Here is a 15398-nt window from a genome sequence, read left to right as displayed (position 1 = left end):
ACGATACGGGATCTCTGACGCCTACACCTGCTGTCGAGTGGCAACCGATCGCAGGACCACGCGGGCGACATTAAGCTGCCTCCATGCATGACATCACATGGACAGCTCGAAAGCGCTCGGGATGCTGCTCCTGGCGGCATGGACCGGCACGTCGATGCGTTGTCCTGTGGTCCGGTCGTAGAGGTGCAGTGCCTCTGGCGGCAGGGTCAGCCAGACGGGCCGGCCTTCCAGTTGCTGGTCGCCGGGTGGCAGGGTCGCTGCGATCTCCCGGTCGCCAAGGGTGCAATAGGCGACACGCGAGCCACCCAGTTCCTCGACAAAGTCGACCGTCGCCGGAAGGCCGGCTCCGGCAGTTTCACTCAGCAGGAGGTTTTCCGGCCTGACCCCGACGGTGACCGGAGTTCCTTCCGCAAGGCTTGTCCGGCCGATGCCGACCCCGCCAGTTGGCGCATCGATGACGAGAGCGCCGCCGGCCCCGATAGCGGCCGGGAAAAGGTTCATGGCCGGCGCCCCCATGAACCCGGCGACGAAGACCGAGGCCGGCTTTCGGTAGACCTCGGCGGGCGATCCGATCTGCTCGACGCGACCGGCATTCATCACGATCAGCGTGTCGGCAAGCGTCATCGCTTCGACCTGATCATGCGTCACGAACACCGACGTCGCCTTGAGGCGCCGGTGCAGCTTCTTGATCTCGATGCGCATCTGGACGCGCAGCAGTGCATCGAGATTGGACAGCGGTTCGTCGAACAGAAAGACGTCGGGTTCGCGCACCATCGCGCGGCCCATGGCCACGCGTTGCCGCTGCCCGCCGGAGAGCTGCGCCGGGCGCCGGTCGAGATACTCCGTCAGGTTCAGGATCTTCGCCACAGCCTCGACCTTGCTGTCGCGCTCGGCCCGCGGCAGCTTGGCGATCCGAAGCGGATAGGCGATGTTCTGGCGCACGGTCATGTGCGGATAGAGTGCATAGTTCTGGAACACCATGGCACAGCCACGATCGGCCGGCTCGATGTCGTTCATCACCGTTTCACCGATGGAAATCGTGCCTGACGTGACCTCCTCCAGTCCCGCGATCATACGCAGGAGGGTCGACTTGCCGCAGCCCGATGGACCGACGATGACGACGAAATGGCCATCGGGGATGGTGATGTCGACGCCATGCAGGACCGGCTTGCCGTCGTAGGATTTTTTCAGGTTTGAGAGTGTCAGATCAGCCATCAGATGTCTCCCGGACGACGGTTGTGCAGGTGTGCAATCGTGGACGTGTCGCGGCCGATGCCTGCGAGAATGGGTCTGCCGCGCATCAGCGGATACCGGATTTCATGAAGGACTGGACGACCTGGCGCTGCAGGAGGACGTAGATGACGAGGACCGGCAGGCTTGCGAGCGTCGAGGCGGCCATCAGTGGTCCCCACTGGTTGCCCTCGGCCGTCATGAACATCTGGATGCCGATCTGGATGACGGAATTTTCGGCCGTGCGGCTGAGCAGTAGTGGCCAGAAATACTCGTTCCAGGTCGAGATGAAGATGAGGATGGCAAGCGAGGCGATCGTGCCGCGCAGATTGGGCACCATCACCTCCCAGAGAATCCGCCAGTTGCGTGCGCCGTCCATACGCGCCGCCTCAATGACTTCCCGGGGGAAGCTGCGCATGGCCTGGGCAAGAAGCAGGATGGCAAGCGCCGAGACAAGGTTCGGCAGGATCAGCGCCACGATGCTATCGAGCAGACCCATCTGGGCAATCAGCAGATAGTTCGGGATCATCACCACCTGAAAGGGTACCAGCCAGGTCAGCGCCACGGCGCTATACACCAGCTTGTCGAGAGCGAATGTCCAGCGGGCGAAGGCGAAGGCGGCAAGAAGCCCGGTCAGAAGCTGGAAGGCCGTGGACACGACGGAAAAGACCAGCGTGTTGACCAGCATGCGGCCGATCGGGATGGCCTCCAGAGCCTGCCGGTAATTGTCGAGCGACATGCTCGTCGGCCATAGGCTCGTCTCGAACATGGCATTGGCGGGACGCAGCGAACTGGCCAGCATCCAGTAGACCGGGAAAAGGCACAGGATCGACAGGAGGACCATGAGAACATGACCGGCGGCGGTGTCGAGGCCAGATTTGTCCGAGATGCGGCGAAGCGGGCGCGTCATCGGGCGGGGCGCGCGCAGGACGTCAGTTGTCATGGAAAGTGTACCTGTCGATCAGGCGGAAGAGCACGAAGGCCACTGCGCCGAAGCCGAGGAAAAGGATGACGGCCGCAGCCGAGCCCCAGCCCACCGACATGGTGGAGAAGCCGAAATCCCAAAGGAGATAGTAGATGTTGGAGGTGGAGCCGAGCGGGCCGCCGCCGGTCAGCACGTTGATGTAGGTGAAACTCCACTGCGCGCCGAGCAGGATCGTCATGACAACCAGGAACAGGGCCGTGGAACTGAGCAGCGGCAGGCGGATGTCGCGGATGATCTCCCATTTGCTGGCGCCGTCCATGCGCGCGGCCTCCACCAGGGAGGGGTTGATGTTGGCATTGGCGGCAGAAAGGATCAGCGTCGAAAACCCGATCAGCTTCCAGCCGGTGATCAGGATGACGATCCAGATCGCGGTGTTGGGATCGGAGAGGAACTTCACGGGCTTGAAGCCGATGCCCTGGAGCATCTGGTTGACCAGGCCGCAGCCGGGATCGAGCAGCCAGCGCCAGACGGCGGCGGCCACCACCGGCGCGATGATCATCGGCACGAAGATGATGGCGCGGTAGATGTTGCGCGAGCGCTCGGGAAGGTCATGAGTATAGATGGCGATCGCCAGCGGGATCAGCACGGCGAGCGGCAAAAGACCGAAAATATAGATCCCGGTATTGCGCAGCGACTGCCAGAATTTGGGCAGGGCAAAGATGCGCGTGTAGTTGTTCCAGCCGACATAGATCTGCGGCGAATTGGGCAGCATGTTCCACTGGTAAAAGCTCAGACGTAGCGCATCGACCAGCGGCCAGTAGATCCAAACCACAAGCAGGATGATGGCCGGAGACAGGTAGAGCCAGGGTGCCCAGCGCGACTGGGTCATCCGTCTGCGGCGGATCGGTGCTTGTGTGGCCAGGGCCATTCTACGCTCCAGTGGGTTTGAAAGGCGTTGGCCTTTTCGTCGGTCCGGTCGTGGCAAAAGCGCGCGACGGGTGTCTTACGCGCACAGACGGTCCGTCAGCGCGTCGATCTCCGCGGCGTTAAGACCGATCCGGGCGAGATAGGCCGCGATCCCGCCATGCCCCGCATCGAGACAGTCAAGGAAGGCTTCCATCGTCACGGCGTCGCTGGCGAGCATCCGCTCGACATGGTCGGCATCGATCCCGGCCGCAAGCGAGCGGGCGCGAAGCTGCGCGATCAGGCCCTCGGCGGAGGCGGTGAGCGCATAGTCGGCCACGATGTCGGCATGCGAGACGCCGGCGGTGGCCAGAAGCATGGCAGCGACGACGCCGGTGCGGTCCTTGCCGGCGGTGCAGTGGAACAGCACCATCCCCGGCCGGGCCTGCCCGATGGCGCGAAAGACCGTGGCGAACTGCGCGCCACAATGATCCAGCGCGCTGCAATAGCGCTCCGCCATGTCGAAGGGCTGCCGCACCATTGCGATCGGCGCCAGCGCGTCGAAGAGCACGATATTGCGGTAGGACACCGTCTCGTGGCCGATGAAGGGATGGTCTGTGACCGCAGTCTCGTGCGGCCCGCGCAGGTCGATGACGAGCGAGAGATCATCGGCGACAAGCGTCGCCAGGCTCTCGCCATTGAGCGGGTGCAGTGCTTCCCCGCGCAGGATCCGGCGCCATTGCGTGGTGCCGCCGGCCTGCCGATTGTAGCCGCCGAGGTCGCGGATGTTGTGGGTGTCGGGCAGCGTCCAGTGACGCATGGTGGCCTCCTGCTGTGCTTCGGTCTGTTCGTCTTGGTACAAATGCGGGCGCGCGTCGTCGCGGATGCAACGCCCCCACTCGCGCGTGGTCAGGGCATCAGCGCCTGGGCATTGGCCTGCGCCTCGGTCAGCGTCTTCACCACGTCATTGGGACCGAGCACGGCCTCCGAGACGGCTTCCTTCATCATCGCTTCGGCCTGGCGATAGTTCGGGCCGGGGAAGGCGACATTGGGGGTAAGACGCGACAGCTGTTCGAGGTTCGGACGGATCAGCGGGTGCGTCGCTGTCCAGGGACCGAGCAGCTTCGGATCGTCGACGATGTTGAGGCGAAGCGGCAGATAGCCGATCTTCGAGGTGATGATTGTGTAGCCGTAGTCGGAGGTGAGGAACTTCATCAACTCGTATGCGGCGCGCTGCTTGACCGGATCCTGCGAGAAGGCATAGAGCGCCGAGCCCGAATTGGTGGGCGCGGTCGGCTTGGTCCCGAAGGCCGGCATGCCGGTCACGCGCAGTTCCCACTTGCCGTCGGCGGATTTGGACAAGGAGTTCTGCAGGGCGCTGGTGTAGAGATACATGCCCAGCCGGCCGGCGGCAAAAGCCTCCTGCGGATTGGCCGGGTCGAGGCGGGCATGGGCGCCGCTTTCGACCATGTCGCGCAGCATCTGCACCGCTTCAATGCCGTTCTTGTCGGCGAAGGTCAGCGTGTTGTCATCGCGGACCTTGCCGCCATTCGACATCAGGATCGCCTGATAGACGAAGGTGCCGTCTGTCGGGCCATAGGCGCCGGGAAAGAAGCCGTCCACGCCGGTCTTGGCGACGATGGCTTCGGCTGCCGTCTTCACCTCGGCCCAGGTCTTGGGTGGCGTCTCGGGATCGAGGCCGGCTTTGCGGAAGAGATCAGCGTTGTAGTAGAGGATCGGCGTCGAGAACGTATAGGCAAGCCCATAGGTCTTGCCGTTGATCTTGCCGAGGTCGACGCCACGCGGGATCAGTCCGTCGGTAAGGGCAGCGTAGCCCTTGGCCCCGGCCATGTCCTCGAGCGGCTGTGCACCCAGATCGGAGGCAAGATAGATGAGGTCGCGAAACACCAGCTGGGCAACGTCGGGCTGCATGCCGGCGGCCATATCGGCCTGCAGGCGCGTGATGATGTCGTTGGAGGGAACTCCGACAGTCTTCACCTTGATCAGCGGGTTTTCCTGCTCGAACTTGGCGATCATCTCGCGGGTGGCGTCGGCACCGGCGCTCGCCGTGGCGAGGTTGTAGTTGTAGAAAGTGATGGTCACCGGCTTGGTAATCTCGGCGGCCATTTCGGCATGCGCGGCGCCGGTTGTTCCGGCGGCACCGAGGACTGCGGCGACCGCAAGGCCGAGGAAGGTGCGTTTTCTCATCGCGGGAAGCTCCTGTTGGGAGAAGTTGGTCATTCGGTGGCGCCCGGCATGGCCGCATCCTGTTTGTGGCGCAGCAGGGACAGGTCGTAGCGGTTGAGTTCGTTGCGGGTCTGCGGCAGGGGAACGAGCGCCATGGTCAGGCCCGAGGTACGAATGGTGCCGATCCCGAAGGAGGCGCCTTCGACCATGCGCAGTATGTCTGTCGTCAGAATATCGGTTGCTGCATGCTGGCCCATGCCGACGATGACGGGGATGCCATGCCATGAGGAGAACCGGTCGTGATGGATATGACCGGAGAGGATCCCGAGGATGTTGCGGCCCTTGAGCACGCCGGCCAGCTGCTGGCTTTGGCTGAACTCGATCGTGCGCCAGTGGTCCCATGGAACAGCGTCGCCCAGCACCGGGGCATGGTGGGCAACGATCAGCTTGGGCAGATCGCCGTGCCGGTCGAGCGCCTGAGCGAGCCAGGCGAATTGCGCCGGCGTCAGGCTGCCGCCGATCTCGCCGGGGGTCGTGGTGTCGAGCGTGACGATATGGATGCCGCCGATTACCTGGTCGTGGTCATAGGGAGCATCGAGATCGTTGGTTCGGTCAAGCATCGCTTCGTAGAAGCCGGCGCGCGTGTCATGATTGCCGATCGCGTAGACGACCGGCACGTCGGTGGCCGCCATCAGCGACCGCAGCTGGCGGTAGCTCTCGACATCGCCGCGATTGGTGAGATCGCCGCTGGCGATAATGAACTGCGGCTTCTGATCCATCGACCCGATCAGCGCGAGCACGCGCGAAAGCGTGGCCGAGGTGTCGCTGAACAGATGGCTATCGGCGACGGAAGGATTGCCGACATGTAGATCGGTGATGTGGATGAACGTCGTTTCGACCATGGGGAGCTCCTGCGTTGGAGCCTGTCTAGGCGCTTCCCGTCTCAGCGGGATGACGGCTTTGAAACGCTGTTTGAAATCGGCGTGGTAAACATCGGCTCCGTTGCTGCAACAACGAGGGCAATGATGCTGCTGGCATTGCCAAGATCGAGCTGGTGGTCCGTCAGTTCGTCGGTGCGGCCGCGGCTTCTCGTCATCTGCGTGCGCACCCCGAGAAGGCACGAGATGCGGAATCCGACATCGACCTCGCTCAGCCATGGCGCGATTTTTCTGAAGTGCGGGACGAACTGGCGATGATGCTCGATATCCTCGACCATCGGCCGGAATATTTCCGGGTCGTCGCTGGATTGTGCAAGCGTCGTCAGATGACGCAGCACCCCGTAACTGGAATGGGGATCGAGGCTCCAGCGGATGGATGGCCCGACAAGCGCTGCGATAAGATCGCCGGCGCAGGCAGGTGCCGGATCGGCCCGTTGGACCGCAGCCTGAAGCAATGCCAGGCGCTCCGCATTGAGGCGGAGATAGACGCGCTCGGCAGCCGAAAAAATCAGGTGCTGGAGAGTTCCGAAATGATAGTTGACCGCCGCCACATTGGTGCCCGCCCGACAGGTGATCGTCCGCACCGTCACATCATCGGGGTGCCGAGCAGCCGACAGCAGTTGCTCGCACGCAGTGCGCAATTTCTCTCGCGTATGGCTTGCTATCATACGGTTGCGTAGCGCAATTTCTGTGACATCCGAGTGAAGGTCAAGGAGAAGGCTGGCGCGGAGACCACGCCTCTCGCGCAAATCGGGTCGGGCAGGCCCGCGAGAACGCCCGTCTCCTGAAAGGGGCTACCGGCGACCGCGCCAGAGAAGCGATGAGGTTTGTCGCAACACGCCGAGCCGGTTGGGACTTTCAGTGAAAAGAGGCCACTCGAGACCAGATATACGTGCGTCGCCAAAGCGGCGGACCTTCCGCAGGTACGTAATGAAGGCGGTGAAGAACCGGAACACGCTAAGCGAAGTAGCTGTACCGGGAGGGGGCAGGAAAACAGGCCATCCCTTCGTACAACGACGTTAACGCCAGCCGCGTCGAAGCTGTCCCCTCATTGAGGTAGTGACCATTCACCTCCTCGTGCTCGGCGAAACGGACGTCATGATCCCATAAGAGGCCAAAATTACTCCTATCTACGCGCGCAATCCCTCGGACCAGACAGATGTGCGTATCGAGCTGCAGATCGAACTTTGTCAGGACTTTAGCAAGACCCGCGGCTGGCGTCTGCTCGAACCCTACTCACACAAGGCGATCAGCGGGACGGACTATAATGGTGGGTCAGCATGTGCTGTCGCGCCAACTTTCAGGCAACCTTGGCAATCAGCCCAGAACGCGAAAGCTGCTCAGCGATCATGCCGAGGAGCTTTTAGTAGAGTTTTCCCGAGTAGGAGGATTTACAAGTTTTATTGGTTTCAGGGCGTAATTGCGCCGCGACCTGTAAAATCGGCCACCTTGAACGGGTTCGAACCTCCGACTCTGTTATATTAGAATCAACGCGATGAAACTGCTCAACAGAGAACGTCGGTTTGTCGTATGGAGAACGACCGATATAGGGCCGTGCGGGGGCAGTCCGCTCCTAGCGACGGTACCACGGAAGCGGACATATCTGCTCAATGAGCCAGCGGTGCCAGACGCGGGGCTGAACAAATCTTCGCCGCTAGCTCAAGCCCATTTCCGATGTAGACATGCACGGCTTAGGCCGTGTTTGATAGATCATGGCGCTATGGTCCCAGGGAACACGGCTTTTGAGCAAGGCCCTGTTTTGGCCCAAAGCGTTTTCATTCAAAAAAGCATCCACTACAAAATCCATCAGAACGCGGACACGTCGCGGCAACTGTCCGCGGGTAAGATAGACGAGTTGCACCGCGGCGCCGAACTCGTCCTAGCCGGTCAAGATCTGTACCAGAGGGCTTATTCCCCGAGTTGTCTAATCTGTTGTTAAGATAATTACGACTTTAGTAAAGCAGAGTAAATAAGACGCCATCACACAGTAATCGCTCGATTTTTGCCATAGTGTGCCGACTTTGGTTCTCGCGTTAACGAGAGAACAAACATGAATAGAATATCGATTGCACTTCTGGCAGTGTCCGTCGTCATCGCCTCGCCGGCCTGGGCACAATTCTTCCCGCCTGTTAATGAGGCCCCCAAATCCATCATTGTCGCGCAGAATGGGCCCGGTTTTTTGAACGGCTATCGCGGCGAACCTGAGCCTAGAGGCGGTTTACGTCGTGGCCCCGATGGATGGTGGTACCCACTGTCGGCGTTTGCGGCCGGCTCGATAGTTGGCGGAGCGATCGCCGCGCAGGATGATGGTCCGCCACCTCCAACTCCGGGTTACGAGCCGCCACCACCAGGATACAGACCACCTGGCCACCGCATGCGTCAGGATTTGCCACCGGAACATTTCGCTTGGTGCGCGAAGCGTTACCGATCCTATGTCGCATCTGACAACAGCTATGTTCCGCGAGCAGGAATACGCGCGCATTGCATGTCACCCTACAGCTAACGCGTAGTGTGAGAGCCGTCCTGATCGCGAAGAGCTTTCGCGATCAGGATAACGTTGAAGCGCTGATCAAGGCCTGCAAAATTGGCGTCACCCTTCCGTGCGGCTTTGATACCGCTGCCAACGTTCTGCTTAAGAGGCGTGCTTAGCAGCCTCATCATCGCTCTGGGTTTGTTCGGCTGTACATCGGCAAGAGAGCCTTACTCTCGAGACGATGCGCGTGGCGCCGAGATCCCCGGATTTGCGAATGTGCGCAAGCCTTTGGACGGCGAAGTCGGACTATTTGCCAAGAAAAGAGTACCGCGGACACCATCTCCATTGCGGCATCAATATCTGGCAATTTCTGGCGGCGGCGCTGGCGGTGCGTTCTCTGTGGGCGCTCTCAAAGCGTGGTCGCAACGCGGCGACCGTCCAACATTCGACGTTGTCAGTGGCGTCAGCACGGGAGCACTCATCGCCCCGTTTGCGTTTCTCGGCCCTGACTACGACGATACGCTGGAGCATCTATACACGAGTGGAGTCGCTGAAGATCTGCTCCAACGCAGACCAATTATTTCTGGGCTTCTCGGCGAGAGCCTATACTACCAGAAGCCTTTAATGAACATGGTCGAGCAACACGTAACGCAAGAAGTACTCGACCGAATTGCGGTGGAATACCGAAAAGGCAGAGATCTTTTTGTCCTGACAACCAATCTCGATACTCAGCGCGGCATGCTCTGGGACATGGGCGCGATTGCCGCCAGCTCGCGCCCGGATGCGCTTAATCTGTTCCGCAATGTATTGGTGGCATCTGCCAGTATTCCCGGCGCTTTTCCAGCGGTAAAGATCATTGCTACGATCGATGGTCGAACGATTTCCGAGCTTCATTCAGATGGAGCCCCGTCTTCCCAGATCGTGACTGTTCCCGAAGCGATGTTGTCGGTTACGAATGTCTCGTTGCCCGCAGTCATTCGCGGGGCGGACATGTATTTCTTAATCAACAATACACTGATGCCTGAGTTTTCTGTCACGTCCAATTCGACCGTACCCGTAGTGACGCGGGCTTACGCAAGCTTGGTTAAATCTCAGACACGGCAGTCTCTCTACGCGGCCTACGAGTATTGCAGGCGTACCGGAGTAAACTTCCACATGGCAGTCATTGACGCCCCTGTCCCCTACAATTTCAGTCAACCCTTCGGCAATGTGTACATGAGGGCGGTGTTCAAGATCGGTTACGATCGCATGGAACAGGGCCGGATATGGCGACAAAAGCCTATTTTCACTCCCGGCGTACCCCAAGCCCTTTCCGGTGCAAGATAGCTGTCTCGTTTGGCGACACGAGCATGATCGCAGCTGACGAGATCGCCCGGTCGAAAATTGAACCTCTCCAGATGGCGGCGACGATACCGAGACCGAGCGCCAGCGGAATGGTGATCGCCATGGTGATGGCAGCGAGTGTGAGCGAGTTCGGCAGGCGTTCGGCGACGAGGTTGGCAACCGGCCGGTCAGAGACATGCGAGTAACCGAGGTCGCCGGTCAGCAGCCCAAAAATCCACTCGAAATAACGCAGGATTGCCGGACGATCGAGACCGAGCGTTTCGCGAAGCTGGGATGCGGCTTCCGTCGTCACGGCCTGGCCAAGCAGTTCTTGTGAGGTATCGCCGGGCAACAACTCCGTGATGAAGAAGACCGCCAGCGACACGAGGAACAGCGACAGTCACTTCCAACGCATCGTGAATCCCGTCAAAGCACCACCGAGCACTTCCGCAAGGCGACCGACATCGGCTGTCGAAATCATCCCTCTGCGATTTTCTTCGAAGGGCAGGATGCCTAACCATGCTTGCAGCAAAAAAAAGCTGCTTGCTGAAAGCGCTGTGGCGCATGGCTAATTTAACGGTTGCGGCGGTGACGCTTCCAGTCCGAACGATCCCCTCAAGGAACAGTAGCAGCTCTTCTCAACTGTCTTCCGGAAGTTTCCCTTGGCTCATCCATGAGTGCGATCAAATAAAGCCATGATGACCAGCCCCGCTGTTACGCCGGCTGCAAACAGGCTCAATCCTAGAATAACACTCCTGGCTGACAGGACAGGCCGCTTGGAGACATTTGCATCGGCTTGATTGACGCCTGAGGCCTCAAGCACGATGTCTTGCTGGATCCGTTTCGGGGATGATCGAGGATCTTGCGCAGTCGGTTGCGCGGCTCCCCATGCAGGGACGTTGGCAACCGTCACCTGCCGGATCGTCTCTTCATCGTGTTTGACGGTGAATCTCACGGCGGAATCCGACTTCAACTTCGTGAGGACTTTCCGAGCGGCTTCAACTTCATCCCCACCCTCCACGAGCGACGTCTGGGTGACGAGGTAATATGGCATGCAGCATTGCTTTCTGTTCACGCGATTGCAGTGTGATCGACCAGGCCGACTTGCGCCGTCAAGGCCCCACAGCCTTGAACACTCCCACTCCTCTTCCCAAATCATGTTCGACCCGCTGGTCCGGGCCCCTCTGGTGAAAGTCTTCGGCGCTTTCACGATGTCGGACCCCATACCGACAGATGCCGTAAGACACGGGACCAGGATGATGATCGCAGACATTGCCGCATGGATTTTTACGCTATTCGTTATCGATCCGCTGCATGCCGAGATGCGGCAACATCTCGATAACGCTAACGCGCCGGTAGAGCTTGTGCAGCAGTCGCGCCAATGCCTCGCTATTGAGGTTCCACGCCTCATCGACAAGGCCGGCAATGAGCCGGGCTGGGCGACGGCTACAGCGATCGGCATCTCGATTGGGTGGATGTCACCTGAACGGGTGTTTGATGGTGCCGATCCGAGCTGCGGCGCGTTGCGCGCACTGATCAGCACTAAAAATACGCGCGAGGCGGAAGGTTGACCCTGGCAGGGCCCGACGGCGAGCACGATACCGGCACAGCGTCCAAGACCTTGTCACATCTTGTAGCAAACGCACGCACCCGGGACGGCCTGACGATTGCCGACGCTCTCGAGCTCATAGGGAGGTCCGGCTTCGGTTTCGTGATGCTTCTTCTGGCACTGCCGGCGCTGATCCCGATCCCCGGTCCTTTCGGGATGATATTCGGCTCCGCGCTCGCAATTGTTTCGCTTCAATTCGCGATCGGACTGGAATCCCTATGGCTTCCGTCGCTGCTAGCCAATCGACGCATATCGGCAAAGGCATTCGAAGCGTTGGAGCGGTATGCATCGCCGTTGGTCCGACGGATCGAACAATTTGTCCGGCCGGGTCGGATGAAGGCATTTGCCGGACCACGCATGCCTTACCTGCTTGCGCTTCCGGTCTTCTGCCTTGCAGTCGCCGTCGCTCTGCCAATCCCGTTTGGAAACCTTGCCCCCGTTGCGGCACTCTGTGCGATCGCCATCGGTCTGATCGAGCGCGACGGGCTCGTGGTTCTTGTCGGGCTTAGTATGACGGCCATCGCGCTCGGCATCACGGGAGCGCTCCTTTACATGGCGGCTGGCGCCATCCCGTGGCTTTGACGTTCGCCCTCCCGGACATGAAGTGCGAACGTCATGGGGGCTGAAAGAATGGAGCAGACGTCAGCCACATTTCTCGCAGTCCACCCAGATATCCGTGACTGCAACTTCGAAGGCGTCCAGGATGCAAAGCCGTTCAAACTCGACTGTCCGGTAAGACAAGGATCGCAGACACTCGACAAGCTGATGTATTGCCTGAACGGATCTGAACCCAAAACACCATGTGAAACCGGCGCAAATCGTTGATACGCCGTTCAACCGGAATCTTTTGCTGTGGATGAATTCACATGGTGATTCCTCTCTCCCTTCCCATCATATGATCTTGCGCACTTCGACCTCGAAACTCAGGACGTGGTTCATCGACGGCTTTTCGGCATCCTCGCCATGGCCGGCGCAGACGGCTTGGAGCATTGCGATCTGCTCGCGCAGAACGTCCTCCAGGCGTGGCACGAGAACGGGGAAGCGTTTTATTGCGACGTAGAGTATTCGCAGGGACAGGTTGTGATAGTGCTCGAGTGTCGTGAGAAGATATGGATTTTTCGCCGCCCGATAGATGAAACGGTGCACCCGGCGGTCAAGAGCGAGGATGTCGCTCAGCTCCCATCGGACCTTCCGTGCGCTGCAACTCATCGACCAGCGCTAGGGCCTCTACGCGCTCATATTCGCGCAGACGTTCTGCTGCCAGCCGGGTGGCGTAGGATTCAATGCGTGCCCGTGCCTCATAGACTGCGGTGAGATCGGTAATATCGACCTTGCTGACAAACGTGCCCCGGCGAGCGCCGACGACCACGAACCCGTCGTGCTGTAATCGTTGCAGGGCCTCCCGGACAGGGTCCTGCCGCTTTCAAGACTCTCCATCAGCTCGGCCTCACGCAGCAACGTGCCGGGAGGCAGTTGCGTGGTGATGACCTCTTCGCGCAGCCGAACATAGGTTCGATCGGCAAGTGTCAGCTCCGGCTCGGCATATCCTGGTTCTGTTACCAGCATTTCTTCATTCCCTTTCGACCAACCAAGCCGCTTTGGCTAAGATCGGCTCATAAATTAGGAGCCAAGGGATCAGGATGCGGGGACAAACGGCGCGGAAGTTTTCGAACTGGAACCCCGACCGCTGATGCGGCGGGCAACGACTTGGAGCTTTGACATGCGCGTACTCGTCCTCCACTCCCATCCCCTCGAAGAAAGCTTCGGCCGGGCGCTCTGCAAGCTCACCTGCGAGAGCTTGGAAAATGCCGGCCACGAGGTGGACGGCTGCAATCTCTACGAGGAGGGTTTCGATCCTGTCCTCTCCGCCCATGACCGCCGCGTCTATCACGACATTCCCGACAATCTCTCCCCCGTTCAGCCCTATGTCGAGCGCCTGAGGAAGGCGGGAGCACTTGTCATCGTCTCCCCCGTCTGGAATTTCGGTTTTCCCGCCATGCTGAAGGGCTATTTCGACCGCGTCTGGCTACCGGGCGTCTCCTTTGACCTCGTGGATGGCAAACTGACTCCGACGCTGCGCCACATCAGGAAGCTCGCAGCCGTCATGACCTACGGCGCCACCCCGATGCGCGCCTTCCTCGCCGGCAATCCGCCGAAAAAGATCGTCAAGCGCGTGATCCGCGGCCAGATCAAGATCGGAGCCCCAGTGAAGTATCTCGCCGATTACGACATGAACAACTGCACCGAACAAACCCGCTCCGCCTTCATGGCCAGGGTCCGCTGCGCGATAGAAAACTTCCGAGAGGAACGCAGCCGGTCAGACCACCGTGCCCGCCGTCACATCGACTTCTACGAGGAATTCCGGGGACGTTGAACGGAAGGCCCAAGGTCCTCTAAGCTAACTCTGCCGTCTATCGGTCTGCAGCGTCGCTGGTACATCGCAAGCCCATTGAACGTTGTCTGGCCCCATTCACCAACGCTCTGTCCCAGGCGGACCTTTGAACGGGCCAGCAACGGCTGAGGTGATCCATCCGCCGTAGAACGTCCCGGCCTGGGGCACAACGGCCTCGTCGTCTACGAGGCACAAGTCCATAGCCTTTGGGTAGAAGGCTATGAAATCCTTAATCAGGGCAAAGGATGTCGTGGGATGCGCATAGGCCCAGGCTGCGTTCCTGCTCGTTTTGTCGCCTGATTGAATATCGAAATAGCGCGCCTGTCCTTTCCACTCGCAGATCGACCTGCTGCTGCTCTCAAGCAGCATAGAGAGATCTACGTCGGCGGGCGGAAAATAATAGGTCGGCGGATGGCTTGTTTCGATCGTGCGCACTGCGGCCGTCGTCTCCGCGAGAACGCGGCCGTTGTAGATGATTTTCAAATGATTGCGCACAGGCTGGGCGATGCTCGGCCTCGGGAAAGACCAGACACTCTCCTGCCCGGGCAGGCATGGGTCTGGAACGGGATAAGTAAGTGTAGCCATGATGTCCTCCAGTCCGTGCCAGGATGCATCAACGACGGTAATTTACAAGGCCGGAAGGGCGACATGGCTGGTCCTCGCAATCGGCCGTCTCAACAAACATTCAACCTGCGCCGCAGCCGCCGGCGCATTTCTACAAGATGCTGGGCGAGCGCGCCGACACATCAGCTGATGAGAAGGTTATTACCAACGACATTGCTGACATACAGGCTAAAACCAACCCGGTCGTCGCTCAGATAATCTCTATTGTCCGCAACGGGAACAGTGCAGACGCTTAAGTCCTGCTGATGCAAAAGGCCCGCCCATACTTTGTGGAATGGCTGGCCGCAATCAACCGCTTCATCGACTATCAGGAGACACAGAACAAGACGATCGGTGCTGATGTCTCGGAGGCTGCCGGCAGCTTTCCCTACCTGCAGATGATCGGACTTGGATCTGCACTGGTTCTCGCCGCCCTCTCAATCTGGGCCGTCATCGCCAGCGTCACCGTCCCCCTCAACGCGATTGCAAAGGCAATAGGCTCGCTTGCGCACGGCAACGTCGATGTCTTGATATATAGCGAAGGCAGATCAGACGAAATCGGCGCGATGGCCTCAACCGTCGCGATCTTCCGCGACAAGGTCCGCGAACGCAGTCGTCTCGAAGAAGAGGCCTCCGCGAACCGCCCCATGTCGGAACAGGAGAGAATGGAGCGGGAGAAGCGCCGAGCGGTTCAAAGCGACTTCTGAGACCGTAGGGCGTTGGTGCGCGGATCAGCAAATATGCGAAAGTCGAGGTTAGATGAGGCGATTGCCTGGTTGCTCCGTCAAGGGTTGGCAACGGACCCGCATCGAGGT

General features: G+C 59.9%; 18 protein-coding genes. 6 read left to right on the top strand and 12 right to left on the bottom strand.

Translation table 11 applies throughout. The annotated features are described in order from the left end of the window. Positions 1-93: 93 nt before the first annotated feature. From ugpC to ASF70_RS04125, 7 genes are all read right to left on the bottom strand, one after another. Positions 94-1215 (bottom strand): sn-glycerol-3-phosphate ABC transporter ATP-binding protein UgpC, encoded by a 1122-nt coding sequence (gene ugpC, locus ASF70_RS04155; protein WP_062577692.1) that lies wholly within the window; start codon positions 1213-1215, stop codon positions 94-96. 85 nt (positions 1216-1300) lie between these two features. Continuing rightward, a complete protein-coding gene (locus ASF70_RS04150) occupies positions 1301-2173 on the bottom strand; it encodes a carbohydrate ABC transporter permease (protein WP_062577690.1) in 873 nt (290 codons plus the stop codon). After that, complete coding sequence (locus ASF70_RS04145; protein WP_062577688.1) at positions 2163-3083, bottom strand: sugar ABC transporter permease; 921 nt, start codon at positions 3081-3083, stop codon at positions 2163-2165. Before ASF70_RS04145 ends, ASF70_RS04150 begins: the two co-directional genes overlap by 11 nt. 75 nt (positions 3084-3158) lie before the next feature. Beyond that, a complete protein-coding gene (locus ASF70_RS04140; RefSeq protein ID WP_082471797.1) occupies positions 3159-3878 on the bottom strand; it encodes a tyrosine-protein phosphatase in 720 nt (239 codons plus the stop codon). An 89-nt stretch (positions 3879-3967) separates the two neighbouring features. Next, positions 3968-5266, bottom strand: coding sequence for an ABC transporter substrate-binding protein (locus tag ASF70_RS04135; RefSeq protein WP_062578365.1), 1299 nt, complete (start codon positions 5264-5266; stop codon positions 3968-3970). A 29-nt stretch (positions 5267-5295) separates the two neighbouring features. Continuing rightward, entirely contained in the window at positions 5296-6147 is an 852-nt protein-coding gene (locus ASF70_RS04130; protein WP_062577685.1) for a metallophosphoesterase, read from the bottom strand. A 41-nt stretch (positions 6148-6188) separates the two neighbouring features. Next, positions 6189-6824 carry a TetR/AcrR family transcriptional regulator gene (locus ASF70_RS04125; RefSeq protein WP_174197842.1) on the bottom strand — a complete coding sequence of 212 codons (636 nt, stop codon included), beginning with the start codon at positions 6822-6824 and terminating at the stop codon, positions 6189-6191. Positions 6825-8233: 1409 nt separating this feature from the next. Between ASF70_RS04125 and ASF70_RS24815 the strand changes: the two genes are divergently transcribed. Further along, complete coding sequence (locus ASF70_RS24815; protein ID WP_082471752.1) at positions 8234-8686, top strand: BA14K family protein; 453 nt, start codon at positions 8234-8236, stop codon at positions 8684-8686. Between the two features lie 246 nt (positions 8687-8932). Next, positions 8933-9982, top strand: coding sequence for a patatin-like phospholipase family protein (locus tag ASF70_RS04115; RefSeq protein WP_244473956.1), 1050 nt, complete (start codon positions 8933-8935; stop codon positions 9980-9982). Here ASF70_RS04115 and ASF70_RS04110 read toward each other — a convergent pair. Together ASF70_RS04110 and ASF70_RS04105 are read right to left on the bottom strand one after the other, a co-directional pair. Continuing rightward, positions 9942-10364, bottom strand: coding sequence for an ABC transporter permease (locus ASF70_RS04110; protein ID WP_062463200.1), 423 nt, complete (start codon positions 10362-10364; stop codon positions 9942-9944). The two genes, ASF70_RS04115 and ASF70_RS04110, sit on opposite strands and share 41 nt — an antisense overlap. A gap of 282 nt (positions 10365-10646) precedes the next feature. After that, entirely contained in the window at positions 10647-11033 is a 387-nt protein-coding gene (locus ASF70_RS04105) for a hypothetical protein (protein ID WP_062577677.1), read from the bottom strand. A gap of 202 nt (positions 11034-11235) precedes the next feature. Between ASF70_RS04105 and ASF70_RS04100 the strand changes: the two genes are divergently transcribed. Together ASF70_RS04100 and ASF70_RS04095 are read left to right on the top strand one after the other, a co-directional pair. After that, a complete protein-coding gene (locus ASF70_RS04100; protein ID WP_244473955.1) occupies positions 11236-11550 on the top strand; it encodes a hypothetical protein in 315 nt (104 codons plus the stop codon). Further along, the gene (locus ASF70_RS04095) at positions 11547-12170 is read left to right on the top strand and encodes an exopolysaccharide biosynthesis protein (protein WP_062577675.1); all 624 of its coding nucleotides are present in this window, start codon (positions 11547-11549) and stop codon (positions 12168-12170) included. The genes ASF70_RS04100 and ASF70_RS04095 overlap by 4 nt, the downstream gene beginning before the upstream one ends. Before the next feature lie 309 nt (positions 12171-12479). On the opposite strand, the gene ASF70_RS24555 is transcribed toward ASF70_RS04095, so the two are convergent. Together ASF70_RS24555 and ASF70_RS24810 are read right to left on the bottom strand one after the other, a co-directional pair. Next, positions 12480-12797, bottom strand: coding sequence for an FCD domain-containing protein (locus ASF70_RS24555; protein ID WP_280136583.1), 318 nt, complete (start codon positions 12795-12797; stop codon positions 12480-12482). 18 nt (positions 12798-12815) lie between these two features. Beyond that, positions 12816-13154: a hypothetical protein gene (locus ASF70_RS24810; protein ID WP_348270986.1), complete on the bottom strand. Its 339-nt coding sequence runs from the start codon at positions 13152-13154 to the stop codon at positions 12816-12818. Between the two features lie 154 nt (positions 13155-13308). On the opposite strand from ASF70_RS24810, the gene ASF70_RS04085 reads away from it, so the two are divergent. Further along, entirely contained in the window at positions 13309-13962 is a 654-nt protein-coding gene (locus tag ASF70_RS04085) for an NAD(P)H-dependent oxidoreductase (RefSeq protein ID WP_244473953.1), read from the top strand. Between the two features lie 96 nt (positions 13963-14058). Here ASF70_RS04085 and ASF70_RS04080 read toward each other — a convergent pair whose 3' ends face one another. Continuing rightward, positions 14059-14565, bottom strand: coding sequence for a DUF427 domain-containing protein (locus ASF70_RS04080; RefSeq protein ID WP_062577673.1), 507 nt, complete (start codon positions 14563-14565; stop codon positions 14059-14061). A 284-nt stretch (positions 14566-14849) separates the two neighbouring features. Between ASF70_RS04080 and ASF70_RS04075 the strand changes: the two genes are divergently transcribed. After that, a complete protein-coding gene (locus ASF70_RS04075; protein ID WP_062577671.1) occupies positions 14850-15290 on the top strand; it encodes a HAMP domain-containing protein in 441 nt (146 codons plus the stop codon). Positions 15291-15398 lie beyond the last annotated feature (108 nt).

The organism is Rhizobium sp. Leaf321, from assembly GCF_001423215.1.
Taxonomy (GTDB): domain Bacteria; phylum Pseudomonadota; class Alphaproteobacteria; order Rhizobiales; family Rhizobiaceae; genus Neorhizobium; species Neorhizobium soli.
Note: the sequence above shows the minus strand (reverse complement) of the source record. Positions and strands in the feature narration are given on the sequence as shown.

What these genes read in the sequence shown, in the direction of transcription:
- ugpC (WP_062577692.1), bottom strand. Translation starts at nt 1,215, where the DNA reads ATGGCTGATCTGACACTCTCAAACCTGAAAAAATCCTACGACGGCAAG.
- ASF70_RS04150 (WP_062577690.1), bottom strand. Translation starts at nt 2,173, where the DNA reads ATGACAACTGACGTCCTGCGCGCGCCCCGCCCGATGACGCGCCCGCTT.
- ASF70_RS04145 (WP_062577688.1), bottom strand. Translation starts at nt 3,083, where the DNA reads ATGGCCCTGGCCACACAAGCACCGATCCGCCGCAGACGGATGACCCAG.
- ASF70_RS04140 (WP_082471797.1), bottom strand. Translation starts at nt 3,878, where the DNA reads ATGCGTCACTGGACGCTGCCCGACACCCACAACATCCGCGACCTCGGC.
- ASF70_RS04135 (WP_062578365.1), bottom strand. Translation starts at nt 5,266, where the DNA reads ATGAGAAAACGCACCTTCCTCGGCCTTGCGGTCGCCGCAGTCCTCGGT.
- ASF70_RS04130 (WP_062577685.1), bottom strand. Translation starts at nt 6,147, where the DNA reads ATGGTCGAAACGACGTTCATCCACATCACCGATCTACATGTCGGCAAT.
- ASF70_RS24815 (WP_082471752.1), top strand. Translation starts at nt 8,234, where the DNA reads ATGAATAGAATATCGATTGCACTTCTGGCAGTGTCCGTCGTCATCGCC.
- ASF70_RS04105 (WP_062577677.1), bottom strand. Translation starts at nt 11,033, where the DNA reads ATGCCATATTACCTCGTCACCCAGACGTCGCTCGTGGAGGGTGGGGAT.
- ASF70_RS04100 (WP_244473955.1), top strand. Translation starts at nt 11,236, where the DNA reads ATGATGATCGCAGACATTGCCGCATGGATTTTTACGCTATTCGTTATC.
- ASF70_RS24555 (WP_280136583.1), bottom strand. Translation starts at nt 12,797, where the DNA reads ATGAGTTGCAGCGCACGGAAGGTCCGATGGGAGCTGAGCGACATCCTC.
- ASF70_RS24810 (WP_348270986.1), bottom strand. Translation starts at nt 13,154, where the DNA reads ATGCTGGTAACAGAACCAGGATATGCCGAGCCGGAGCTGACACTTGCC.
- ASF70_RS04085 (WP_244473953.1), top strand. Translation starts at nt 13,309, where the DNA reads ATGCGCGTACTCGTCCTCCACTCCCATCCCCTCGAAGAAAGCTTCGGC.
- ASF70_RS04080 (WP_062577673.1), bottom strand. Translation starts at nt 14,565, where the DNA reads ATGGCTACACTTACTTATCCCGTTCCAGACCCATGCCTGCCCGGGCAG.
- ASF70_RS04075 (WP_062577671.1), top strand. Translation starts at nt 14,850, where the DNA reads ATGCAAAAGGCCCGCCCATACTTTGTGGAATGGCTGGCCGCAATCAAC.